Raw genomic sequence first — 22,828 nt, forward strand, 5'->3', positions numbered from 1 at the left:
CCTCATTTTGACAATCACAATTTGGATTATCGGTGCAACAATTTAAAATTACATCTTGATTAGGCATGTTTATAAATTCCATATTTTCACTCCTTTTTTTAACACATGCACTCAATGCAACCATTATTTATACAGTCACAGTTTCCGTTATCACAACACAATGGTTCATCGTTATAACTTGGATCTTTTTCTTTTGGAAGATTTAAGAATTCCATACTTTTTCTCCTTTCCTCAAGAAAATTTATTTAGAACTTAAAAATAATTTAAGGGATAATACAAATAGGACAAAATGCATTACAACCACATACAGCATCACAGTTTGGGTCACAACCAACATTTGGATTACACTCCTGTTCATTTGTACATTCTGTACAATTGCCATCATCACAACAAAGTGGTTCGATATCTCCTCTTGTAGGATTATTGATAAATTCCATAAAAAATCCCCACCTTGATATAAAATAATATGTAGAGCAGCTATTCTATAATGTATTGTATAAATTACATGAAAATATAACAACCTCGAAAAATTTCAATTATAAGTTTTTTTTTTTTTTTTTTTAACCATAATTATTTACAAAATGCTTTTTATTTTAAAATATTTCTAATTTATTTAAAATATATTAACGAATAATGTATATGTACGTATTAAAGTTTTATGATTTAAATTTTATTGTTCGATTATCTTACTCATAAAGCCAAGGAAATAACCAATTCCACCAATGTCTTTTTTTACAGCCTTCATTACAAGAAACATTTGGTGAACATTCCTCTTTGTTTGCACAACCGTCGCAATTTTTAACATCTCCACAAAGTCCTCTTTCTCCATCACAAAAGGAAAGATATACTTTATCGTTTACAACCGGCTTGTTTAAAAATTCCATATAATTCCCTCCCTTTTCAATAAAGTTTTTGATTAATTTTTTGAATATTTCAGTAAAATTATACAAAATCTACGTTTAAATTACAAGTATAATAATTTTATGTTTTTATATATTAACATCATCTATATAACTATGGTTTAGTAAAACATATGTACATTTAATTAGCATTACTACATATAGTTTTGTAGTTCCTATACTGATAAATCAAATGAAAATATGTTAAAAAATATATAAAAATATTGGGTTAGGAAAAATATTTAATTGCTACGCTTATCAAAAAAATTTCCTAAATTGTAAAAGTTAAATTTTATAATAAAAAAATGAAAAAATATTTTTGTTAGAAATAGAAAAATTAACAAATAAAACCACATTTTTATGGTCTTGTGCAATGTTAATAATAAAACCTTCTTATTTTAGATATTATATTATAAAGCATAAATCAAATTATTCGTAATAATTATGCAAAATAATAAGAAACATTTTAAAATTTCAAGTATTTTTGCTATAATTATGGTTAAAAAAAAAAAAAAAACGCACTATATGAAAATTTTTAGAGATTGATAGGCGCTTATATATCTTATAAAATAGAATTGTAATTTGTTTAAAAAAATATTTTTCGTTAGTGAAAAAAATATCAAAAGGAACGATATATTATGAATGAAATTTTCAAGGATGCATCTTTTGTTTTTTTGGATAAAAATCTTAAAATTACACATAAAAGTACAAATTGCATAAAATTTAAGTCATATTACGTCGTTGATTTACCCGAGTATAATGTGTACTTACCTATACAGCTTGAAAAGCACAAAATTAGAAATCTTAATGGAAAGTTTATATGTGATCCGTTTACTATAGCAAAACAAAGATTTTATAACAACTAATAATATAATTTAAAATACATCATGAATCCCGGGCCGGGATTATCTTAAAAGAAAAGGAGGGGATAACATGAAAAAAGTTGTTATTTCTTCAAAAAATTTTGATAAAGTTTTGAATGCAGGATGTACGGGTTATTTTCTTTGTGGTAGTTGTAAAGAAGGAAAACTAACACCATAACTTTAAAATTGTCCTCCACCTTATTAAACAAGGTGGAGGACGTTTATAAATAGTAATTCTTAAAATTTGTGAGGGACTACTTTTATTCAGAATTTTAGCCAATATATAGGGGTGAAATAATGAAAGAGCTTGAATTCATTTTTAAACATTTGGAAAACATAAAAAGTAATTTTAAGCTTTTTTATCGTAAAAATGATAAAGGTTTATTATTACATAAACCTACTCTAACATTATATGTTCTAGATAAACAAAATTTTCAATTTTTCAAAGAACTCTTAAACAAAAATGAAGCACAACTAAGAGAAAAATTTAAAAAAAAGGATTTTGAGCTGAAAGATTTAAAAAATACAATTGAAGAAATTAAAAAGCTTGTTCAATATAACAGTCAAAAAGATAAAAAAACAAAAAAATTAGAAAGATTAGCACTTTTTATTGCGCAAGAATGTCCGCTAGAATGTGTTTATTGTTATGGGAAAGGAGGAACATATGGAAAATCAGAAATAATGAGTTTGGATATTTTAGAAAAATCGATTAACGTATTTTATTCACTCTATGACAAAATTGAAACTATTCAATTTTTTGGTGGAGAACCATTAGTAAACATAGAAGGAATATGTAAGACAATCGAAATTTTAAATAAAAAAATAATGAGACAACAAATAATTTATATGCCGAAAATTAATATAATAACTGGGCTGGGAGTTTAAAAAAAAGTAGTTGAGAAATTGATATTATTACTTAAGAAAAATAATCATTTTAATTATGAAATAATTGTGAGCTTTGATGGTCCAAAAAAGATACAGAATCTATTACGACCTTTTAAAAAAGGATTACCATCATATGATAGGATAGTTGAAAATCTTAATATTTTAAAAGAAATAAATCAACCAAAAGCAATAGAAGTTACTTATACAAAGCAACATTTAATATTTGGAATTAGTCACGAAGATTTAAAAGAATTTTTTAAGAATGAATTTGATATTGAAGATATTTTAATTAGACCTGTAATGAGCTGCGATGAGAATTTAATTATAGAAAATGATAATACTTTAAAGGAAATAGAAAAAATATTAGAAAGACCTTATGATTTGGAATATAAACTGAAAGAATATATAAGTATTTTGATCAATTCCAAACCTACAGAATATTATTGTAATGCTGGAATATCCAGTGTTGCTATATCAGCTTCTGGCGATATATATCCTTGTCAATTAGTTGTTGGAGATTCCAAATTTGCTTTTGGTAGTATTCAAGCTCCAATAAAAACAATAAAAGAAAATCTAAAAAAAATGGAAAGTAAATATAAAATTTTAAACTCAAAACTTCTTGACAAAAATTGCAAAGAGTGTTTTTTAACTTTTTTTTGTGAAGGTTGCGTTTTTAAGCAATATTATTTTGAAAAATCATCCGATGCATCTATTCCACATAATAACTGTGAAATTGTAAAAACGTTGACTGAACGTTTATTTTTAAGTATAAATTAACAACAAAATGTATTACTCAATATCAACAGAATGATAGAAAATTAAAAAATAAGGAGGAATACAATGAAACTTTTTTCGATTTTATCAAATAAAGAAGTGAAAGAACTTTTAGATTACACAAAGAAGTATGTAAGTTATCAAAAAACTATTTTTATATTAGCTCCGATTTTACTTATTGTTGGTTCAATTAGTCCGTTTCTTGTCAGATTTTTGTTTGATAATATAATCCAAAATGCGTATTTTTCAAAACTTCCATTATTTGTATTATTATTCATTTTTGTAAAAGGAGCGGAGAGATTTCTTTCAGTTATTGTGAATTATAATTTTAGAAAATGTGGAAATCTAATAGTTAGAAATGAACAAACAAGTTTTGTTAAAAAAATTCTTCGCTTACCAGTTCGGACTATCTCTGGAAATAATACAGGTGATATACTTTCAAGAGCAACTTCAGATATTCCTGTTTTTTCTCAGGTAGTAAGTACAGCTATGCCAGGTATTGTTTTAAATGTCATATCACTGGTTGTTTTTAGTGGAATACTTATTTATTTGAGCTGGCAACTTGCAATAGTTGTATTTGCAACTATACCTTTTTATAACCTATCTATCAATAGTTTTAACAGGCTTTTAAAAAATTTTTCTAAGTTGGAACGCGAAAAGAATAGTGAGGTTATAGAAGGAATACGTGAAAGAATAGAAGGAGCATTAACCATAAAACGCTTTGGTAAATTTGATTATTTTGTAAGCAGCTTAAAAGAGAAAATAGACGATTGGGTAAAAATAAGTAATAAATATAATTTGTTTATGCAATCAATAGAAGATTTTTTAGTGTTTATAAAAGATATATGTCCAATAATAGTATTAAGTTTTGGTGGATATCTAGTTATGAAAGGAAATATAACTCTTGGTACTTTGGTAGGTTTTTATAGTTTCATGAACTGGATTTATGAACCAATAAGAGTTTTAAGTCACTTCTTTGTTTCACTTCAAAGTTCAACACCAGTTTTTAAAAGAATAAAAGAAGTATACGAAATAAAAGAAGAAACAAGCGGAAAAGAAACAATTAAAAATGTAGATGAGATCGAATTTAAAGGAGTTGACTTCTCATATAACAGCAATTATGTGTTAAAAAACTTAAATTTTAAAGTAACATCGGGTGAACGAGTTGCCATTGCTGGTTTAAGTGGTAGTGGAAAAAGTACAATGTTAAGTCTTATGACAAGATTTTATGAACCAACTAATGGGAGTATATTAATAAATAAAAAAGATATAAAAAGGTATACACTTGAATCTCTCAGAAAGAATATTATAGTAGTAAAACAAAACGATTTTCTTTTTAACATGAGTGTAAAAGAGAATATAATACTTGATGGTAATTTTAGTGAAGAAGAGTTCATAAAAGCAGTGAAAATAGCACGCGTGGATAAGTTTGTAAATGAACTTGAAAATGGATATAAAACATTGATTGGAGAACGTGGGAAAAAGTTATCAGATGGTCAAAGACAAAGAATAGCGATAGCAAGGGCAATAATTAGAAAACCACAAGTTCTTGTACTTGATGAAGCAACATCTGGAATAGATTCTAAAACTGAAGAAGAAATATTTGAAAATCTTTTCAAACTTGATATGACAATAGTAATTGTTTCCCATAGATTATCCACAATTAAAAAAGCAGGGAAAATATTTATCATAGAAAATGGACAATTTATATGTGATGGAACTCATGAGGAACTACTTAATAAATGCTCAAAGTATAAACAAATCATTCAGGCTCAACTTATTAGTTAAAAATAATTAAATTATAAAATATCAAAAAAATATTAAAAACAACTATTTTTATATTTATCATCTTACTTACATTATTATTTAATAGCGGATACATTTTATAAACTATTTTTTGATTTTACCAAATGAAAATAAACTCCTTGTGTAAATTGATTAGCAATAATATAAATATAACATAGTTGTAAGTCCTGATTTATAAAAGATACTAAGGAACATTTGGGTTGTCCCAAGTACATCCAATAGGTAAATCAAGGAAACACCCACCGGGTGCTGGCCCACATGGTCCACTTCCTCCTTCGCATAATTGTGCAATCATTTCACAGCCATTTTCCGTTTCCAAATCTTCTGGTGGTATTATGGGATTTAGTATTTTTACTTTCATCATTTTTCCCCTCCTCCTTTTGTGTTTTTATTTATAATTTCAAAAGCATAATCTAACATTACATCATTTTCTCCAAGCAAATAATCTATTTCTTCATCTTCGGTTAATTCTTTTTCATAATCTACCTCTATTTTTGGATTGTCTGTAACTTTGTAATATCCACCTGGTATAAGTACTAATATTTTCGTATTTGGTAAAATATATTTTCCCAGTGCAGCACTAAGAGTATTAACAGGTTCCCTTGGTCTTTTGCCTATTATTTTTCCTACGTTTAGCTTTTTAAAAAAGTATGTAGCTACAACTGCCGCTGAAAACATTCTATTATTTACAAGAAGCCATATCTTTCCGTTAAAATTGTGTCTTGCAGGAAGTATTTTTGGATTTAATTCGTATTTTTCTAAGGTCCTTTTTATTTTTCCGTTACTTAACGGTATATTCTTGCAGGTGTACCCTACTAAGTATATTTGTAAAGGATTTTGGGTTAAATATTTGAAAAGCTCCCACACATTGTCTAAAAGTCCCCCAGAATTTCCTCTTAAATCTATTATTAAATCTGATAAGTCTTCATTTTCACTGAATGTTTTGTTCAAAAATTCTTTGTAATATGTTAACCATCTATAACTATACATAAACGTACTTATTTTTAATATTCCAATATCTCTTCTTCTTTCAAACGATAATTTTCTTTTTTTCCATTCCTCTGGATATAATTCTTTTTTCTTTTTAATTGCCTCTTCAAATTTAATGGCATTTACTTTTATTACTTTTTTTATATCATTGGTTTTTATCAACACTTTGAAATTATTTTTATCTTCAATTTCTGGAAAGAGTTTAATTAAATCCTCCAAATGTTTGAAAAGTACATCTGAGGAAATTTTTGGTAAAAACAGTTTCAAATCATTAATTATTTCTTCTACGTTCCTATCATCGATTTTCAAGATCTCTACCTTATTTTCTAACTCAGTCACAAGTGAATTTTTCACAAATAATCTATTACCTACCACCACTGGTTCAAATGGCATTACTAATATATCTGGTGTAATATTGAAAAATACCCCATAATGTCCATCGCTAAAAATATGTATTATAGGAGCGATAGTTTTAAAAAACTCGCCTTTTGTCATAGGCTTGTTAAGTTGTCCCTTTATTCTGTTAACTTCTGAATAAAACTTTTCCTGAGATACAAATTCAAATGGATCAATCCCTGATTTTAGTATGTAGTTTATATAAATTTCAAAATCTTTTTGTAATTCTTCAGGAGAAAATAATTGTTGATTAAAACTTATCATAGCAAATAGTAATAATAAGATTGAAATCCATTTTTGTATATTTTTCATAAATTATCTTCTCCTTTGAATTAGAATTTTTTTCAGCTTTTCGGGAATGTATGAGTATAATGCAATAGATGTTTCAACAAGTTTTCGAACAAACCTACAATAATCTTTGTTTAATTTATAATTCTTTTTATCAATTATTCCAGATTCGTAATAACATTGACCTCCACAAATATATCTTGCAAAGCAACTTTGACATTCTTTTAAAATATCTACCTTTTTAATTTTTTCCATGATTGTTTCTTCAATAATTTTAAAAATCTTTATTTTATTGTCTTTTAACACGTTCCCAACTTTGCCAGTAAAAGTTCCATCAAACCTATGACAAACATAAACATCTCCTTTAGGATTCACTACTACAACTTTTCTACCTGCTCCACATGGGTAATACCTTTTTTGCCTAGTATGTAAAATTTTTAAAAACATCCAGATTATATTTGGTAACTTTTTTTGAAATTTATCAAAATTTCTTTCTTTTAAAAGTTTTATCATTTTATCTGTATAAATATCTATGCTATTTAACAGTTCATCTATTCTCGGTTTTAATTTATTATCATTTGTTGAAACTAAGAAAACAGTAAATGGAATTGTTAACGTAGAAAAAAACTCCATTAAGTTAGTAAAATCATCATTTTTTGATGTTAAAGTGGCCCGAAGCAATATTTTTTTAAATATGTCGTTTTTATATGACGAATGTAAAATTTCAATTGCTTTTATAATATCTTTATAGGTTCCTTTCTTGTTCTTTTTTAGTCTCAATTTATCGTTCAATTTTTGGTTTCCATCCAGACTTAATGTAATTGAAAAGTTATTTTTTCTAAAAAACGTAGCTATTTCCGGTGTAATGATAGTGCCATTCGTTGTTATAGCAAATCTAATATTTTTTCCTAAATAACTGTTTGCAAAATTTACAACTTTCTTGATAACACTAAAATTAATGAGCGGTTCTCCTCCAAAAAAAGAGATTCCAACGTTTGATTGCCCTTTTTCATAAAACATTTCTATAGCTTTCTTAGCTGTTTCCAGATTCATTAAACCTTTAGAATGATAAGTTCCTTCTTCTGCATAGCAATAAACGCATTTAAGATTACACATATGTGAAACTGTTAACACTAATAACTGTGGTTTAAAATTAATACTATTAAAGCTGCATATCTTATTATCTATAAACGGTTTAACTACACTAACTATATTTGGTGGTAAAAAATCGTTATCTTTTATTTGATGGCTAATTTCTTCATCAATTTCAAGTAGTAATAAGTTTTCTGGCAGAAAAAGAAGATATTTTCCAAAATGATTTATAAGTTTGAACTCCATATTTTCACTCTTCCTTATTAATTCATTCCACTTCTACAATTTATTATATAAATCACATGAAAATATAACAACCTCGAAAAATTTCAATTATAAGTTTTTTTTTTTTTTTTTTTTTAACCATAATTATTTGCAAAATGCTTTTTATTTTAAAATATTTCTAATTTATTTAAAATATATTAACGAATAATGTGAAGCATTTTTTTATGTACTAAAACTATTTTTATAGTTTAAAAAAATTGTTTTGTTTATTTTCCTTATAAAGCCAAGGAAATAACCAATTCCACTAATGCCTTTTTTACAGCCTTCGTTACAAATGCCAACACAAGAGTCGTAAAAGTTAAATTTTATAATAAACAAATGAAAAAATATTTTTGTTAGAAATAGGAAAATTAACAAATAAAAACACATTTTTATGGCTTGTGAAGTGTTAATAATAAAACCTTCTTATTTTAGATATTATATTATAAAGCATAAATCAAATTATTCGTAATAATTATGCAAAATAATAAGAAACATTTTAAAATTTCAAGTATTTTTGCTATAATTACATTTAAAAAAAAAAAAAAAAAAAACGCACTATATGAAAATTTTTAGAGTTTGATAGGCCTTTGCATATCTTATAAAATAAAATTGTAATTTGTTTAAAAAAATATGAATCATATCTCAACCATTCAAATAAATTTGCTTAACATACAATAAATGCATAAAGGATTTTTATATTGTTTGTTAAAAAAATAACAAGTATTATGTCAATAAGAATATATTATGATTTCTTTATAAAAATCACAGGGGTGGAGGGGAGTTTTTAAGGAGGTGTTAAAATGAAAATAATACTAAAATGGTCTGATGTAAAGAAGTCGGTTCTTAAGATATCAGCTACTAAAGTAAACTGCTCGTTATCGGCTGCTCATTGTTCATATTTTGTACATTAAAAATTGATTCCCTCCACCCTTTCCGCTTATTTTTAATTATTTACATCAAAAACAAGGAGGGAAAGGAATGCGTTTTTTTAAAGATGTAAAAGGTAACTATTGCGTATGTTTGGACTCGGAAACTCTTAAATGGATAATTGTTGATAAAAACTCAGCTCTACAATGTGACGATAGCAATCAAAATCTAATAAAAGTCTTCGAAGATGAAAGGGTTAATGAAAAAGAAAGTGAAATTCTAAAAGATAATGTATACCCTAATCCTATTGGGATATCAATACTCCCAACATTTAATTGTAACTTAAAATGTATTCATTGTTTTTATGAATCAAGGCCAGATAAAAGTTATCAAATGCTTAATCGAGATTATATTCCTTTAATTATTGAACTAATAAATTCGTATAATATTGAAAATGTGACAATAGGTGGTGGTGAACCTTTAACTTATCCACATCTAAGGAAACTATTAACCGACTTATTAGAAAAAACAAATGTAAAAATTTTTTTATTAACAAATGGGTTATTATTGTATAAAATAAAGGACTTTTTGAAAAATACCCAACTTAGTATCCAAGTTAGCTTTGACGCTACAAATGCGGACACTTATCAAAAAGTACGTGGCGGAAATTTTCAAAATTTACTTGAAAATATAGCTTATTTAAAAGATTTGAAAACTGATACTGCTTTGAGTTATACAATACATACTATTAACAAAGATGAAGTTATAAAATTTATAAAATTTAGCGAAAAAATAGGTATCAACTTTCTTCACTTTCCAATTATAGAAAATTATGGAAGGGCAAAAATTAATCAGTTATCTCCAGCCCCTAAAGAGCTAATTGACTTATACCAATTCTTGGTTTATTACTCGTTTCACTATAATAAATTAAAAATTTATTTTGTTGAGGAAATTAAGTTTAGATTACTGAATCAACTTAGGAGATATAATTGTTCAGCACTTTATAATCAATTATCTATTGGACCTGATGGATATTTATATCCATGTAGTGAATTGATAGATAACAGATTCAAAATCTGTCATATCACGGAATTGAAAAAATTAAAAAACTTTGTTCAACAATTCAGGATTCAGACAAACATTGGAACACCGATTGTCCAAAAAATTTGTCCAGATTGTCCTATAAAATATTTGTGTGGTGGAGGATGTAGAGCTGTTGATTTTCTTTCTGGAAAAAGCTATTTTAAAGCAAAAGCAGATAGTTTAACTTGTGATATATTTCTGAAAAGTGCTTTTACTATTTTGTGGGAACTTGCAAATTATGAACTTAATCCAAGAATACCATTAAACCTCCTCTATTCTGATAATGTATTTAGGTGGGTGAAAGAATATGAAAAACATAACTAAAAAACAAATAGTTAAATTACTTAAAAAACATCTCTTTCATTTATTTTTTGCATTTTTTCTGCTAATTTGTGCAACAGGAATGACAATTTCTATTCCTTTATTTTCAAGAAATATCATAAATTTTATATTGACTAATAATACCACAGCTAGTTTGTTCAAAATTCAGCTAATGTTACTTTTGTTGGTGAGCCTATCCAAAGAATTTCTTATGTACTTTTCGTATTACATCTTCGAAAGTAGGATGAGATTTTTTACCGCATCACTTAGAAAGACAATATTTGAAGTAGCTCAAAATAATTTCAATCAGATTTCTTCCTTTGAATCTGGCAGGTTGTTCACTTACATTAGTACGGATACAGAGAGAATTCAAAATTTCTTTTATCCTACTCTTATATTTTTTTTGAAAGACTTGCTTATATTGATTTTTGCCTTAACCATAGGGCTTTTTATGAATCCCTTGGCAATTACAATATCAATTCTTCCTCTACTGCTTTTCTTTGTTTTAGCACGTTTTGTTAATTCAAAGATTAAAAATCTAACACATAAAGCACTTGAATCGCAAACGGAATTTATAAGCAGGTTAAAAGAATATATTCAAGGAATGGAAATGTTTCGGGTATTTTTGAAAGAAAAATTTTCTATAACAAAGTTTAAAGAATTCAATGAAAATTATACAAGAAATGATATCAAAAGGATAAAGTCAATTGTTTTATTCAACATTCCACTTGCACTATTATTCAATAGCGGATATATCATAGCAATAATTATGGGAATCTATCAAATGAAGATAGGTACCATACAAGCAGGTGGTTTAGTAGCAGCGCTTATGATAATAAATTATATCTATGAATCTGCAAAAAACTTTTGGGATTTCAACATACATCGCCAGGAAATAAAAGTTGTGCAAAAAAGACTTTCTGAGATTTTAGAACTACCGTTTTCAAAAAAATGCAACGCTACTTCCAAACTATACCGTTTAGACGAAAAGATCAAGTCTTTAAAAGTACATATACCAAACTTTTCTTACGAAGATACTACTCCATTACTTGAAAATTTTAACCTGGATATACAAACAGGAAAAATCATAGGACTTTTTGGAAAAAGTGGAATAGGTAAAAGTACTGTAATAAAAATCATTCTTGGACTTTTAAGTGTAGAAAACAACTACGTTTTCATTAACAACATATCGCTGAGTAAAATCGAGATAAATTCATATTATCAGAAAGTTGGTTATCTTCCCCAGCATTCAGTTTTATTTAAAGGAACGGTTAAAGAAAACATACTTCTTGGTGAAGATAAAGAATTAGATAAGGACTTAATAGAATTTTTAGATGATCTTTCACTTGAAAAACAAGTAAAAGAAGGAGGTAAAAATCTTTCAGGTGGAGAACGTCAAAGAATTGCTATAGCACGAACATTTGCACAAAATGATAAAGACATGTATATCTTAGATGAACCCACAACTTATCTGGATGAAATAAAAATCAGAGCTTTAAAGGAGCTGATACGCTGTAGGTCAAGTAAATCTATAGTTTTGCTCATCTCACACTCCAGGGATTTTCTAAAAGATTTATGTGATAGTATCGTGGAATTTTTATAAATTCAAAAAAATCAACTATCATGTGTGCTAAACAAGAATAAAATGAAGATACTAAGAAGCATTTAGATTGTCACAAATACAATCATTATTCTTTCCCTCGTTTTGTGATTTTGTTTATAATTTCAAAAACACGTTCCAATAAATTTATGACAAACATAAACGTTTCCTTTAGGATTCACTACTACAATCTCGAAAGATTTCAATTATAAGTTTTTTTTTAACCATAATTATTTGCAAAATGCTTTTTATTTTAAAATATTTCTAATTTATTTAAAATATATTAACGAATAATGTAAAGCATTTTTTATGTACTAAAACTATTTTTATAGTTTAAAAAAATTGTTTTATTTATTTTCCTTATAAAGCCAAGGAAATAACCAATCCCACCAATGTCTTTTTTTACAGCCCTCGTTACAAATGGCAACACAAGAGTTGTAAAAGTTAAATTTTATAATAAAAAGTGAAAAAATATTTTTGTGAAAAATTAGTAATAATTATGCAAAATAATAAGAAACATTTTAAAATTTCAAGTATTTTTGCTATAATTACATTAAAAAAAAAAAAAAAAACGCACTATATGAAAATTTTTAGAGATTGATAGGCGCTTATATATCTTATAAAATAGAATTGTAATTTGTTTAAAAAAATATTTTTCGTTAGTGAAAAAAATATCAAAAGGAACGATATATTATGAATGAAATTTTCAAGGATGCATCTTTTGTTTTTTTGGATAAAAATCTTAAAATTACATATAAAAGTACAAATTTTACAAAATTTAAGTCGTATTACGTCGTTGATTTACCCGAGTATAATGTGTACTTACCTGTGCAACTTGAAAAACATAAAATTGTAAAAGTTAGAGAAAAGTTTGTGTGTGATCCTTTTAATAAAATAAACCAAAAAGTAGAGATTCTAAGTTCTCTAATAACAAATAAAAATGGTAAAAACGTATCTAAAATCTTTTATGTTTCACATGTAAATACTGAAGTTGAAATAAAAGTCAAATTTTACTTTAAACTTGTACCTGAAGAATTTCGTTCTTTTATTATAGTGCTAAGGGATAAAGAAGATGTTGAAAAAATTTATATAAGGATATTCAGCTTGATAGAAAAAAGTGGAGAAATGGTATTTTACCTAAAATTTGATGGAAGAAAAATAGTAGGGAAAAAATATTTAGAACTTTATAGTTGTGGAGAAAGATTGTGGTCTGAAAATATTGAAATTATTAAAAACACATATGGGGGTGTTGAATTATGGTAAGAACGTATGCATTAACGGCAAATGATGGCACTGGAAGAACGCATGATGGATACTACAACAAAGAAGTAGCAAGAAAAATCGATGAAATAACCACCAAAGCTTGGCAGGCAGATAGAAGATTTGTTACTTCAAGATACTCACGCTGGATAAGATCAGGAACACTTGGAGCTTTAACGTGGTCAGTTACTGGAGGACCGATAGTTGGGTTCTTTGTTGGAGTAGGTAGCGCAATGATAGATGATTTGGCAGAACACTTTTTATTAAAGGCGGTAGATTATGCGCATGGAAAATAATTTGCTTTTCAAACCTTCTATTTGGTTTGTTGAAAAATGTTTGAATTTTAAAGGTACATCTATTTTTGCAGTAATTCTTTCTCTGTTTGATATGTATTTGATAATTGAAAAAGCAAATTTACCTACCGCATCTCCTGATGGAAATGCTCCTTTGTGGATAAAAATTGTTTGGACTATAATGTTAATTTATTTAGCTACTGGCATAGAGGTTATCTTCAAGAATGAAAAAATGAATAGAAGTAGGGGAGCTGGTTGGATATTTGCAATTTTCATCGAATACATTTGTATAACTACAGTGATCTGGTCTGTGATACTTTACATATTTTACGGAAACAGGGATGTACTTAACAAAGGGCTAAAATGGATAATAATATATTTACTAATACTTGTATTAGTACATCCGCTGAATAAAAAGAACATAATTTTTGTTATGATGAAAAATAAAAAAAGACGTTACTTTTGAAAGTTTTGTAAAAATATAAGAAAGTAGGCTTTTTCGAAGAAAAACTTGATATGTTCAAATCACGTGAATTACCAATATTATGGTGCTAAGGGATAAAGAAGATGTTGAAAAAATTTATATAAGGATATTCAGCTTGATAGAAAAAAATGGAGAAATGGTATTTTACCTAAAATTTGATGGAAGAAAAATAGTAGGGAAAAAATATTTAGAACTTTATAGTTGTGGAGAAAGATTGTGGTCTGAAAATATTGAAATTATTAAAAACACATATGGGGGGGTTGAATTATGGTAAGACCTTATTCATTAACAGCGAACGATGGCACTGGAAGAATGCATGATGGATACTACAACAAAGAAGTAGCAAGAAAAATCGATGAAATAACCACCAAAGCTTGGCAGACGGATAGGAAAGTAGTGCAGAGTCCTCTATTTCAGATTGGGCTATCTGGTATTTTGACTGTGGCAACTGGTGGACTGTCTGCAACTAAAACAATAACTAAGTTTGCAATAGGAGCGGCAAGTGGTGCTTCAGGTATTGGCATCACGAACTTTCTCCTAAAAGCTGTGGACTATGCTCATGGAAGGTGATATGGTTGAGGAAAATTCTTAGACTTGTATTAAATCACGCAAGATTTTTCTTCGATACTTTTATCGATGTAGAAAACAAAATATGGACATACTTATTGTTTACATTGTTTGATGTTATTTACCTTTATAAATTCACTAACATGTACCCTATTTTCGGATATGATATACCACATTTGAATATTTATCAAAAAATCCTGCTTATTATTATTTGGATATTGTACATCGGTTATCCGATGGATATTTACATAGAGAAAAAGAATATTAGTAAAAAAAGAGCCATATTTTTCTCCGTGATTTTTATATATGAGATTCCAAATTTCACAAATATTCAGCTCTTTCTCTTTGCAGGTAAGGGAGATGTTGTATATAGAGTCATAATATACTTTCTTTTCATGGCAATTGTTATACTAATTCATCCATTAAACAAAAAAAGGATTTTATTTAGGAAATAGTGTATTGGAGGGATAGTGCAAAAACTAATGCTTGACGATCGTTTAGAAAGTTTTGTGACGAAAGCGGTAGATTATACAGTATTTATAACAAAGGTGGGTGATTATGGATACAAAAAATAATATATTCATTAAATTAAAAACTTGGCTTATTAAAGAATACGTAGAAATAAATATCATACCAATTTTTGCAATTATTCTTTCTATATTTGATATGTATTTATTGCTTTCAAAAGCAAACATTCCACCTTTATCTGATACAGGAGATTTTCGTTGGGGGTTCAAGCTTTGCTGGATAGTAATATTAAGTTTCCCATCAATAGCAATATTGAATTTTCTCTCAAACATAATATTTAAAACTTGCAAGAGAGAAAAGATTAGTAAAGTCAAAGTTAAAGGTTGGTGGGTGTCATTTTATTTTGAATATGTTAACATAACAATAGTGCTATGGTCTGTGATACTTTACATATTTTACGGAAACAGGGATGTACTTAACAAAGGGCTAAAATGGATAATAATATATTTACTAATACTTGTATTAGTACATCCGCTGAATAAAAAGAACATAATTTTTGTTATGATGAAAAATAAAAAAAGACGTTACTTTTGAAAGTTTTGTAAAAATATAAGAAAGTAGGCTTTTTCAAAGAAAAACTTGATATGTTCAAAGAAAAAGAAGAAATTTAATATACACAACAAATCCAATAAAGACTTTGAATAACTGTTTATGGATCTCACACAAAAAAATTAAAAGACGAGTATCTAAAAGTGTATTGGAAAAATATTACTAAATCCACAATAGGTGAATTTATTCATCGATTTATTTAGAATTTATACATTTTTACATAGTTTCTAAAAAAGTCTTTTATTTTGTTTCAACTATTTTCAACTTTCTGAAAGTCTTTATTTTTTTCAGCATCATCAAAATATGTAAGTGATTTTAAAAAGACTGCTAAATTGTATTTAAGATATTTTTTTGTATCATGTCTAACAAATTGTTGATGCACCATTTATGAATCTTTATCAATGTCTAGTCTAGAGGTCAAAAAAATCTTTTTTTAGACCTCTTTTACTTATGGCATCTGCCTTCATACAAGCTATATCTTCATCACTTGCCACTGGTACATTTTTTATTTTCTCAATTTCTTTTATAAGAGGATATGGATACTCAAATAAAGAAACCTTTACCCCATTAAGTACAAAAATAAGAGTTTGAGTATTTCTATACACAAATTTAAGTTCTTAAGTAACTCTTTTTCATATAGTTCAAGTTTGAATTTTTCGGTGGGCAAAAGAAAAAAATCGAAATCCAAGGATGGTCTATGATTATATTTTAAAAGAAGAGAAGTACCACCTGCAAGATAAAACTCATGGAAAATATCTAATTCCAGTATTTTTTCTAAAACATTCTCTTGCTCTAAGGTTAATTTGTGCATCAGAAACCTCCAAAATCAGCTGCCAATAGCTTTTATCCCTACCCTGAAACCTGTGGAAATTATCCAAAAAAACTTTTCTCAGGTTGCTTTTTCCATATACTTTTAAAAGCTCTTTTATATCTTCAATATCTCCAAATATCATTTTTCTTATTATAGTCTCATTTCCTCTACAACTATCCCACACAAAATTCATACTAATCATCTCCCATTAATATTATATCATGTGCTGTTTCAAAAATCCAAACAATTAAGATCCTTCGTCGCTTTGCTCCTCAGGATGACATTCCCTTCGGTGCTTCGCACCTCAGAATGACAGGAAGAGGAGATATCATTCAAGATTCTTCGCACATATTGCTCAGAATGACAAAAAATGAGAAAAGTTTATATTTTTATTTTTGAAACAGCTCCCGCTTTCCTTGATTGTTCTGTCTTTTCGTATCGGATCAACTCAATAGAAAATTTTGATACTTGCAATGTTAATGATATTATTGATGGTTTCTCACATAACAATAACAGAAGGTAGGAGCAGCAAGTGGTGTTTGAGGTATTTTTGTTACGAATTTTCTCTTAAAGGATGTAGATAATGCTCAAGGAAGGTAATATAGTTAAGAAAACTTTTTAGATTTGTCATAAATTTTGCAAAGTTTACAACTCTCTTGATAACATCAAAATTGATGAGTGGTTCTCCGCCAAAAAAGAGATTCCAACATTTGATTGCCATTTTTCATAAATCACTTTTAGAGCTTTCTTAATTGTTTGCAGGTTCATTAAACCTAAACTTCGTTATATGATTTATACAATTTATATTTGTTTTGGAACATGAAAGAAGGGGAGTTGTTTTTTATTTTGGTTTTTCATCAAGAATTAATACATAATTGGAGGATTACCATAACCGCACAGATCAAAAATACAAGGAATTTCACATATCATATCGCATATAACTGTATCTTCACCGCCACAAAGTCCGTCTCCATCTCCGGGTGTAAGACAAGCTTCTATTTGTTCTTCGCTCTTAGGTCCAGTATTTAACAATTTTATTTTCAACTTTTCACTCCTTTCCTTAATCCCCTTCTTTCATGTTGATTATTCAAAACATTATTTATTCTTAATTATTTTTATTACTTTTTCAAGAACAGGATCAGAAACTCCTGTCAACCACTCAAGTCTCTCTTCCGTTGTCATTGTAAGTTCGTAATCTGGTATTATTCTGTTAGGTGAGGAGTAAGATGTGATTGCAGCTGGAATGTAAACATAAATTTTCATATTTGGCAAATAATGATTAATACCACCCATTGTAAAATGTGAGGAATAAATTGGTCTTTCTCCTATTATTCTTCCTATTCCATAACTTTGAACAATACTGGCAAAAGTTATTGCAGCTGAAGCTATACCGTTATCGACAAGTACCCATACTTTTCCATTAAATACAGGACTTCTTGGAGTTATAATCCACGAATAAGTTGTTTCAATTACTCTTCCATCGGTGTTTGTATCATAACGAACTCCTATTCCTGCCAAAGCTTGTATGTTGTACTTGGAGTTTTTAACTTTAACTCTACGTTTCACAGAAAGTTCTTTATTTACGAAATGGCCTAATACTTCAATTACGCTTTGTGGTTTACCACCGAAGTTTCTTCTTATATCTACAACCAGATCTGTCATGTCTTTATTTTCTCTAAAAACTGTGTTCAGAAATTCTCTGAAATCGACAAATAAATTGCCTTTGATGCTAAAACTCCCTATTCTTAATATCCCTATATTTCCTTTTCTTTCAAATTCGTAGGGTAATTTTGATTTCTTAGATTCTTGAACTTTTCTTCTATATTCTTTCATTGTTATAGCCTTTATATTTTTTCTTTTTATAGAGCCGTTATATTCAAATTCTATTTCCGCACTTTTTTTATTCCAAAAACTAGGTATCAAGTTGATATATCGGGAAATTTCATGTTCTTTCCGAGAAGAGTTATCTTTTGTAATGGTGTACTGCTCAAACTCCTTTATTATTTGTGCTGATGGGATGCCATCAATCGCCAAAACTTTTGATTTTATTGGTATATTCTCGATCAATGAAAAAACAACGTAGATATTATTATCTATAACATAAAGAGTCATTGGAAAGATTTGAGAATCATTCGAAATGGGAAGTTCAATACTACAATGGTAATCATTCAGGTAATGGAAAATAGGAGAAACCGCTTTAAAAAATTCAAAACTATCCATAGGTTTGTTAAGTTTTCTTCTTACATCATCAACGATCTCTGCAAATTCTGGGCTTTTAACCAGTCCATTTGGATCAATGTACGCTTCTTTTAGAAGGGCAATAATAAATTCAAAATCTCTTTGAAGTTTTTCTGGTTCAATTTTGGCTGCAAATATCGAGGAAATAAAAACAACACTTGTTAAAAAAAGAACTATTAACACTTTCAAAGATTTTTTCATAAAATCCCTCCTTTTTTAAAACAGTTTATTATGAAACTACTTCTGATTTGTTTGCTTTTGAAAAATTATCTTTTAATTTATCAGGTAAATAAGCATATATTACTAATCCCAATTCAAACAATTTTTTCTTAAAATGGCAACTGAGCTTATCAACGGTATTCCATTCATTAGCCGTAATCAGTGATTCATGATAACATCTACCACCACAAATATATTTTGCCCAGCAGTTAGAACAATCTTGTAAGTGATCCACAGTATAGAGCTTCTCTGAAAATAATCTTCTTGTATTTTCAATAATGTCCTCACGAGTATCTTCAAATATATTTCCAACCTTGCCGTTATTGTTTCCATCCATTCTATGGCAAATGTAAACATCACCCATTGGATTTACAACCAAAACTTTTCTACCACCGCCACACGGATAAAATCTTTTATTTTTACCATGAACAACAGTTATTGCAAGGTTCATCCATCCAAATGTCTTTTTAAAAGCTTGTTTGTAATTTCTATCTCTAACCAGATCTGTAATATATTTTCCAAAATCATTAATTTTCGAAGATAATTCTTCGAAAGTTGGTCTTAAATCTTCATCATTTGTTGTAACTAATTGAATTGTGAATGGTAAATCTAAAGAAGAAAAGTATCCAACTAATTCAATCAAATCGTTATTTATAGAAGTTAACGTAGCACGAATACTAACTCTACCATTTGTGTTATACAATAATAATTTTTTAATACTATTTAAGATAGTATTATGTGTGCCTTTACCAGCTTTTGTGTAACGCAATTTATCATTGTAAAATTGATCTCCATCTAAGCTTATCAGAACACTAAAATCATTATTTGTCAGAAAACATGCAACATCATCTTTTATCAAAATTCCATTGGTTGTCATTCCAAATTTTACATTTCTTCCAATATATTCTTTTGCAAATTTCGTAACTTGTTTTATAAGTTTAAAGTTCAGCAGAGGTTCTCCTCCGAAAAATGTAATTCCCACATTTGATTGACCCTTATCAAAAAAAGTTTCAATTGCTCTTTTAGCAGTTTCAAAATCCATGACTCCTGGATTACCATAAGTTCCGTTGTTTCCATAACAATATTTGCAATTTAAATTACATTCATGAGATACTGTTAGAACTATTGCATTAATATCATACTTTTCTTCAACCGTTTTCGTAAACTCATTTTTTTGTTTAATTGGTAAGTATTTAAATATTTCCTTTTTTATAGATTCTGGCAAAGTACTTTTGTTTTCAAAAAATGAAAATAACTCTTCATCAATCTCAAACAATAATAAGTGTTCAGGCAAAAAAAGAAGATGTTTTCCAAAGTGACTTATGAGTTTAAATTCCATATTACCCCTTCTCCCCCGTTAGTTTGTTTATTTAAATGAATGTGAGAAAAAATTCACTTGTTAAATAAAATACTTAAAATTTTTATATTCCATCCAAATTACATTATACAATTTATAAATTCACTCGTACAACCTTCAAAAAAATTCATTTTGCCTTTTTTTTTTTTTTTTTATGACAAATTATTAAAAAAATACTTTGTGTTTTAAATGATTACTAATTTATTGTTTGTGTGTTAACACATTATTTTTTTAATATTACAACGAATTTGAAGATTCTGTCGAGAAATTGCTATAAAAAAACACTCACCAAAACAGATTAATAGCCCATATCAGAGGAAAAGCTCACCAAAATACTTTCTGAGACACTTGAAATTTGTAAAAAATTTGGTTTTGAAAATTTAAATGTTGATAACTATGCAGAATATGTAACATTTAGAAATACAGGAAAATTATATGGAATTTTAGGGGGCTTAGATAAAATGTATATATGATTACAACATGATGTGCAGTTTTGCACACCATATTATTTTATTGCAATAATCAAAAATAATTTAGATAAAGTCACATGCCCTGTACTTATCACTGGAAGTTTAAAAATAATTTAATAAATGATATTGATAAAAAATTGCTTGAGGTTGCAAAGAAAATAAAAACATCATTGACAATATTTAAATATGACGGAAATCACCCCATTATAAAAAGGAATTTTTCAAAAATATAGCTATAAGATTTTTAAATGGGAATTTGTAATTTGAATTAAATAAGTTTTTAATGTATTATATAATTGTTGACAAAATTGATATAAGGAATAGAGACGGCTTTTGTACATGCAAAAATGGATAGGGTAATTAAGTTAGAAATGAGCATAGATGTTTATTTCAGGCGTTTTTATAATGGTTCAGCTGAGCAATTAATTAAGACATTGAAGAAACTTCACCAAAAATACGCTCCAGAAGTAAACTTTATACCTGAATTGTAATTCAGTTTCCGAAGATCTTCTAATTGAATGGTTTGAACCTTATCTTTACTTTGACTACTTTAAATCTGTTGATTTATGCAATTAAATCAAAATCTGTTATGAGTTTTTTTGCAAAAAAATAACATCTAGCCGAATATTTACCAAACAAGTAATTATATGTTAAACTGGATAGATAGTATAAAAAAGCACCCGAAAATTATTTGGTGATGGTATAAAGGTAACTGTGAATACAGATGATGCTATAGCGTGGAATTTTTTCAACAGAAAAGTTTAATATAATTAGAATAATCGGAAAGTTTGTCAAGTGTTAGCGATGTTGGATAGGTTAAAGAGTTAGTGAAAAAATAAGATTTTTCATCGTTTCGCTCCTAAGAATGGAGGTAGGAAAGACTTAAAATGACAAAAAAGAATATTCCACAGAATGATTAAAAAATGAGAAGAGTTTATATTTTTTACTTTTTAAGCAGGTTCAAAAAAAGCTTGACTTTGCATAAAATTGTTTGTTTTTTGTTCAGTTCCTAGAAGAGTATTATAAGAAAAAAGCTATTATGGGGGATTTAAGTGATAAAAATTATTGATACATTTCAAGAATTTAGAAAAGTTTTTTGTAATAAATTAGATTTATCTGTAAATGAAAAAGTTGAACTATGGGACAAAAAGTATATATTCAAATATCCTGAACTTGAGAGAAAAATAAAAGAAGATTACGAATTAAATGGGTATAACTGGCAAGAAATAGCAAAAAAACTTGTTTTTAACAATATTGAGAAAAATTACAAGAAAATGATTCAAGCATATCAGAATATAGTGCAAATAATTAACAAAACAAGTAAGAAAAGTTTTGAGATGTTTAATCTAAATTTAGAATTGAATGTAGTACTATATTGCGGACTTGGTAATAGTGCTGGCTGGGTGAATAAATATGAAGGAAAAAGGGCAATATTGTTTGGAATTGAAAAAATTGCTGAACTTAAATGGCATACGTTAGAAAAATTAGAACCACTTGTAGCCCATGAATTATGTCATGTAATACATTTTGAGTTGAGAGGAGAAGATGATTTACCAAGAGGGATTAAAAAAACTAAATACAATTTGGGAATTTGGAGAATATATGAAGAAGGATTTGCACAATTTTATCAAAACAAATTATTAGGAAAAAACGTAGATTCTCGTGGTAAAAAGTGGATGGAACAATGTAATGAAAAGAGGAGAACTTTAAAAAAGTTATACAAAGAAGCCTTGGAAGTGGGAAACACACAAAACTTTTTTGGAGATTGGTTTGAAGTTTTATGTATCAATGATGCTGGTTATTTTTTAGGAGCTGAGTTAATAAAGAAATTAGATCAAAAATACTGTATAGAAGACTTGGCTCGATTAAATTTTGAGATAATAAAAAAAGAAGTATTAACTTATTTATCTGAGTAAAGATA

At 27.7% G+C, this 22,828-nt stretch carries 25 protein-coding genes; 14 read left to right on the forward strand and 11 right to left on the reverse strand.

Features of this window, described 5'->3' with window-relative positions:
• Positions 1-263: 263 nt before the first annotated feature.
• Both Y592_RS09125 and Y592_RS08450 read right to left on the reverse strand, forming a co-directional pair.
• Positions 264-437 (reverse strand): hypothetical protein, encoded by a 174-nt coding sequence (locus tag Y592_RS09125; protein ID WP_156858191.1) that lies wholly within the window; start codon positions 435-437, stop codon positions 264-266.
• A 249-nt stretch (positions 438-686) separates the two neighbouring features.
• Positions 687-884: a hypothetical protein gene (locus Y592_RS08450; protein WP_075666544.1), complete on the reverse strand. Its 198-nt coding sequence runs from the start codon at positions 882-884 to the stop codon at positions 687-689.
• 653 nt (positions 885-1,537) lie between these two features.
• Here Y592_RS08450 and Y592_RS08455 point away from each other — a divergent pair.
• From Y592_RS08455 to Y592_RS08470, 4 genes are all read left to right on the forward strand, one after another.
• Complete coding sequence (locus Y592_RS08455; RefSeq protein WP_088368955.1) at positions 1,538-1,765, forward strand: hypothetical protein; 228 nt, start codon at positions 1,538-1,540, stop codon at positions 1,763-1,765.
• Positions 1,766-2,059: 294 nt separating this feature from the next.
• Positions 2,060-2,647, forward strand: a complete 588-nt coding sequence (locus Y592_RS08460) for a 4Fe-4S cluster-binding domain-containing protein (protein ID WP_088368956.1) — start codon at positions 2,060-2,062, stop codon at positions 2,645-2,647.
• Positions 2,648-2,665: 18 nt separating this feature from the next.
• On the forward strand, positions 2,666-3,424 hold the full coding sequence (locus Y592_RS08465; protein ID WP_088368957.1) for an SPASM domain-containing protein: 759 nt from the start codon (positions 2,666-2,668) through the stop codon (positions 3,422-3,424).
• A gap of 63 nt (positions 3,425-3,487) precedes the next feature.
• Positions 3,488-5,209 carry an ABC transporter ATP-binding protein gene (locus Y592_RS08470; RefSeq protein ID WP_088368958.1) on the forward strand — a complete coding sequence of 574 codons (1,722 nt, stop codon included), beginning with the start codon at positions 3,488-3,490 and terminating at the stop codon, positions 5,207-5,209.
• Between the two features lie 202 nt (positions 5,210-5,411).
• Here Y592_RS08470 and Y592_RS08475 read toward each other — a convergent pair whose 3' ends face one another.
• From Y592_RS08475 to Y592_RS08485, 3 genes are read right to left on the reverse strand one after another with little or no spacing between them, the layout of a single operon-like run.
• Positions 5,412-5,591 (reverse strand): hypothetical protein, encoded by a 180-nt coding sequence (locus Y592_RS08475; RefSeq protein WP_075666548.1) that lies wholly within the window; start codon positions 5,589-5,591, stop codon positions 5,412-5,414.
• Complete coding sequence (locus tag Y592_RS08480; protein WP_088368959.1) at positions 5,588-6,925, reverse strand: S41 family peptidase; 1,338 nt, start codon at positions 6,923-6,925, stop codon at positions 5,588-5,590. Before Y592_RS08480 ends, Y592_RS08475 begins: the two co-directional genes overlap by 4 nt.
• Positions 6,926-6,928: 3 nt before the next feature.
• Entirely contained in the window at positions 6,929-8,239 is a 1,311-nt protein-coding gene (locus Y592_RS08485; RefSeq protein ID WP_075666550.1) for a radical SAM/SPASM domain-containing protein, read from the reverse strand.
• Between the two features lie 999 nt (positions 8,240-9,238).
• Between Y592_RS08485 and Y592_RS08490 the strand changes: the two genes are divergently transcribed.
• From Y592_RS08490 to Y592_RS08530, 9 genes are all read left to right on the forward strand, one after another.
• Entirely contained in the window at positions 9,239-10,534 is a 1,296-nt protein-coding gene (locus Y592_RS08490) for a radical SAM/SPASM domain-containing protein (protein WP_088368960.1), read from the forward strand.
• Positions 10,518-12,134, forward strand: a complete 1,617-nt coding sequence (locus Y592_RS08495; protein WP_088368961.1) for an ATP-binding cassette domain-containing protein — start codon at positions 10,518-10,520, stop codon at positions 12,132-12,134. The genes Y592_RS08490 and Y592_RS08495 overlap by 17 nt, the downstream gene beginning before the upstream one ends.
• Positions 12,135-12,824: 690 nt before the next feature.
• Entirely contained in the window at positions 12,825-13,394 is a 570-nt protein-coding gene (locus Y592_RS08500) for a hypothetical protein (protein WP_075666553.1), read from the forward strand.
• Positions 13,388-13,687, forward strand: coding sequence for a hypothetical protein (locus tag Y592_RS08505; RefSeq protein ID WP_088368962.1), 300 nt, complete (start codon positions 13,388-13,390; stop codon positions 13,685-13,687). Before Y592_RS08500 ends, Y592_RS08505 begins: the two co-directional genes overlap by 7 nt.
• On the forward strand, positions 13,671-14,150 hold the full coding sequence (locus tag Y592_RS08510) for a hypothetical protein (RefSeq protein WP_157648513.1): 480 nt from the start codon (positions 13,671-13,673) through the stop codon (positions 14,148-14,150). The genes Y592_RS08505 and Y592_RS08510 overlap by 17 nt, the downstream gene beginning before the upstream one ends.
• Positions 14,151-14,229: 79 nt before the next feature.
• Complete coding sequence (locus Y592_RS08515) at positions 14,230-14,442, forward strand: hypothetical protein (RefSeq protein ID WP_088368964.1); 213 nt, start codon at positions 14,230-14,232, stop codon at positions 14,440-14,442.
• Positions 14,436-14,738 carry a hypothetical protein gene (locus tag Y592_RS08520; protein ID WP_075666554.1) on the forward strand — a complete coding sequence of 101 codons (303 nt, stop codon included), beginning with the start codon at positions 14,436-14,438 and terminating at the stop codon, positions 14,736-14,738. The genes Y592_RS08515 and Y592_RS08520 overlap by 7 nt, the downstream gene beginning before the upstream one ends.
• Positions 14,739-14,743: 5 nt before the next feature.
• On the forward strand, positions 14,744-15,190 hold the full coding sequence (locus tag Y592_RS08525; RefSeq protein WP_075666555.1) for a hypothetical protein: 447 nt from the start codon (positions 14,744-14,746) through the stop codon (positions 15,188-15,190).
• 103 nt (positions 15,191-15,293) lie between these two features.
• Positions 15,294-15,797, forward strand: a complete 504-nt coding sequence (locus Y592_RS08530) for a hypothetical protein (RefSeq protein WP_075666556.1) — start codon at positions 15,294-15,296, stop codon at positions 15,795-15,797.
• Positions 15,798-16,062: 265 nt separating this feature from the next.
• On the opposite strand, the gene Y592_RS09320 is transcribed toward Y592_RS08530, so the two are convergent.
• The 6 genes from Y592_RS09320 to Y592_RS08555 form a co-directional block, all read right to left on the reverse strand.
• A complete protein-coding gene (locus Y592_RS09320; RefSeq protein WP_255362985.1) occupies positions 16,063-16,197 on the reverse strand; it encodes a hypothetical protein in 135 nt (44 codons plus the stop codon).
• A 174-nt stretch (positions 16,198-16,371) separates the two neighbouring features.
• Positions 16,372-16,623 carry a nucleotidyl transferase AbiEii/AbiGii toxin family protein gene (locus Y592_RS09255; protein ID WP_232218185.1) on the reverse strand — a complete coding sequence of 84 codons (252 nt, stop codon included), beginning with the start codon at positions 16,621-16,623 and terminating at the stop codon, positions 16,372-16,374.
• A complete protein-coding gene (locus tag Y592_RS08540) occupies positions 16,556-16,816 on the reverse strand; it encodes a hypothetical protein (protein WP_075666557.1) in 261 nt (86 codons plus the stop codon). Before Y592_RS08540 ends, Y592_RS09255 begins: the two co-directional genes overlap by 68 nt.
• Positions 16,817-17,487: 671 nt before the next feature.
• The gene (locus tag Y592_RS08545; protein ID WP_075666558.1) at positions 17,488-17,667 is read right to left on the reverse strand and encodes a hypothetical protein; all 180 of its coding nucleotides are present in this window, start codon (positions 17,665-17,667) and stop codon (positions 17,488-17,490) included.
• 51 nt (positions 17,668-17,718) lie between these two features.
• Positions 17,719-19,062, reverse strand: a complete 1,344-nt coding sequence (locus Y592_RS08550) for a S41 family peptidase (RefSeq protein ID WP_232218186.1) — start codon at positions 19,060-19,062, stop codon at positions 17,719-17,721.
• A gap of 28 nt (positions 19,063-19,090) precedes the next feature.
• Positions 19,091-20,419: a radical SAM/SPASM domain-containing protein gene (locus tag Y592_RS08555; RefSeq protein ID WP_075666559.1), complete on the reverse strand. Its 1,329-nt coding sequence runs from the start codon at positions 20,417-20,419 to the stop codon at positions 19,091-19,093.
• Positions 20,420-21,959: 1,540 nt separating this feature from the next.
• On the opposite strand from Y592_RS08555, the gene Y592_RS08560 reads away from it, so the two are divergent.
• Complete coding sequence (locus Y592_RS08560) at positions 21,960-22,823, forward strand: hypothetical protein (protein ID WP_088368965.1); 864 nt, start codon at positions 21,960-21,962, stop codon at positions 22,821-22,823.
• Positions 22,824-22,828: the final 5 nt, after the last annotated feature.

This window comes from Thermosipho sp. 1070 (genome assembly GCF_001682135.1).
GTDB classification, from domain to species: Bacteria; Thermotogota; Thermotogae; order Thermotogales; family Fervidobacteriaceae; genus Thermosipho; species Thermosipho affectus.

Excerpts from the sequence above, each read along its gene's own strand:
- Y592_RS08450 (WP_075666544.1), bottom strand. The coding sequence starts at position 884 with ATGGAATTTTTAAACAAGCCGGTTGTAAACGATAAAGTATATCTTTCC.
- Y592_RS08490 (WP_088368960.1), top strand. The coding sequence starts at position 9,239 with ATGCGTTTTTTTAAAGATGTAAAAGGTAACTATTGCGTATGTTTGGAC.
- Y592_RS08540 (WP_075666557.1), bottom strand. The coding sequence starts at position 16,816 with ATGAATTTTGTGTGGGATAGTTGTAGAGGAAATGAGACTATAATAAGA.
- Y592_RS08475 (WP_075666548.1), bottom strand. The coding sequence starts at position 5,591 with ATGATGAAAGTAAAAATACTAAATCCCATAATACCACCAGAAGATTTG.
- Y592_RS08460 (WP_088368956.1), top strand. The coding sequence starts at position 2,060 with ATGAAAGAGCTTGAATTCATTTTTAAACATTTGGAAAACATAAAAAGT.
- Y592_RS08495 (WP_088368961.1), top strand. The coding sequence starts at position 10,518 with ATGAAAAACATAACTAAAAAACAAATAGTTAAATTACTTAAAAAACAT.
- Y592_RS08515 (WP_088368964.1), top strand. The coding sequence starts at position 14,230 with ATGGTGCTAAGGGATAAAGAAGATGTTGAAAAAATTTATATAAGGATA.
- Y592_RS08555 (WP_075666559.1), bottom strand. The coding sequence starts at position 20,419 with ATGGAATTTAAACTCATAAGTCACTTTGGAAAACATCTTCTTTTTTTG.
- Y592_RS08510 (WP_157648513.1), top strand. The coding sequence starts at position 13,671 with ATGCGCATGGAAAATAATTTGCTTTTCAAACCTTCTATTTGGTTTGTT.
- Y592_RS08500 (WP_075666553.1), top strand. The coding sequence starts at position 12,825 with ATGAATGAAATTTTCAAGGATGCATCTTTTGTTTTTTTGGATAAAAAT.
- Y592_RS09320 (WP_255362985.1), bottom strand. The coding sequence starts at position 16,197 with ATGGTGCATCAACAATTTGTTAGACATGATACAAAAAAATATCTTAAA.
- Y592_RS08455 (WP_088368955.1), top strand. The coding sequence starts at position 1,538 with ATGAATGAAATTTTCAAGGATGCATCTTTTGTTTTTTTGGATAAAAAT.
- Y592_RS09255 (WP_232218185.1), bottom strand. The coding sequence starts at position 16,623 with ATGCACAAATTAACCTTAGAGCAAGAGAATGTTTTAGAAAAAATACTG.
- Y592_RS08470 (WP_088368958.1), top strand. The coding sequence starts at position 3,488 with ATGAAACTTTTTTCGATTTTATCAAATAAAGAAGTGAAAGAACTTTTA.
- Y592_RS08550 (WP_232218186.1), bottom strand. The coding sequence starts at position 19,062 with ATGAAAAAATCTTTGAAAGTGTTAATAGTTCTTTTTTTAACAAGTGTT.
- Y592_RS08520 (WP_075666554.1), top strand. The coding sequence starts at position 14,436 with ATGGTAAGACCTTATTCATTAACAGCGAACGATGGCACTGGAAGAATG.
- Y592_RS09125 (WP_156858191.1), bottom strand. The coding sequence starts at position 437 with ATGGAATTTATCAATAATCCTACAAGAGGAGATATCGAACCACTTTGT.
- Y592_RS08505 (WP_088368962.1), top strand. The coding sequence starts at position 13,388 with ATGGTAAGAACGTATGCATTAACGGCAAATGATGGCACTGGAAGAACG.
- Y592_RS08485 (WP_075666550.1), bottom strand. The coding sequence starts at position 8,239 with ATGGAGTTCAAACTTATAAATCATTTTGGAAAATATCTTCTTTTTCTG.
- Y592_RS08530 (WP_075666556.1), top strand. The coding sequence starts at position 15,294 with ATGGATACAAAAAATAATATATTCATTAAATTAAAAACTTGGCTTATT.
- Y592_RS08480 (WP_088368959.1), bottom strand. The coding sequence starts at position 6,925 with ATGAAAAATATACAAAAATGGATTTCAATCTTATTATTACTATTTGCT.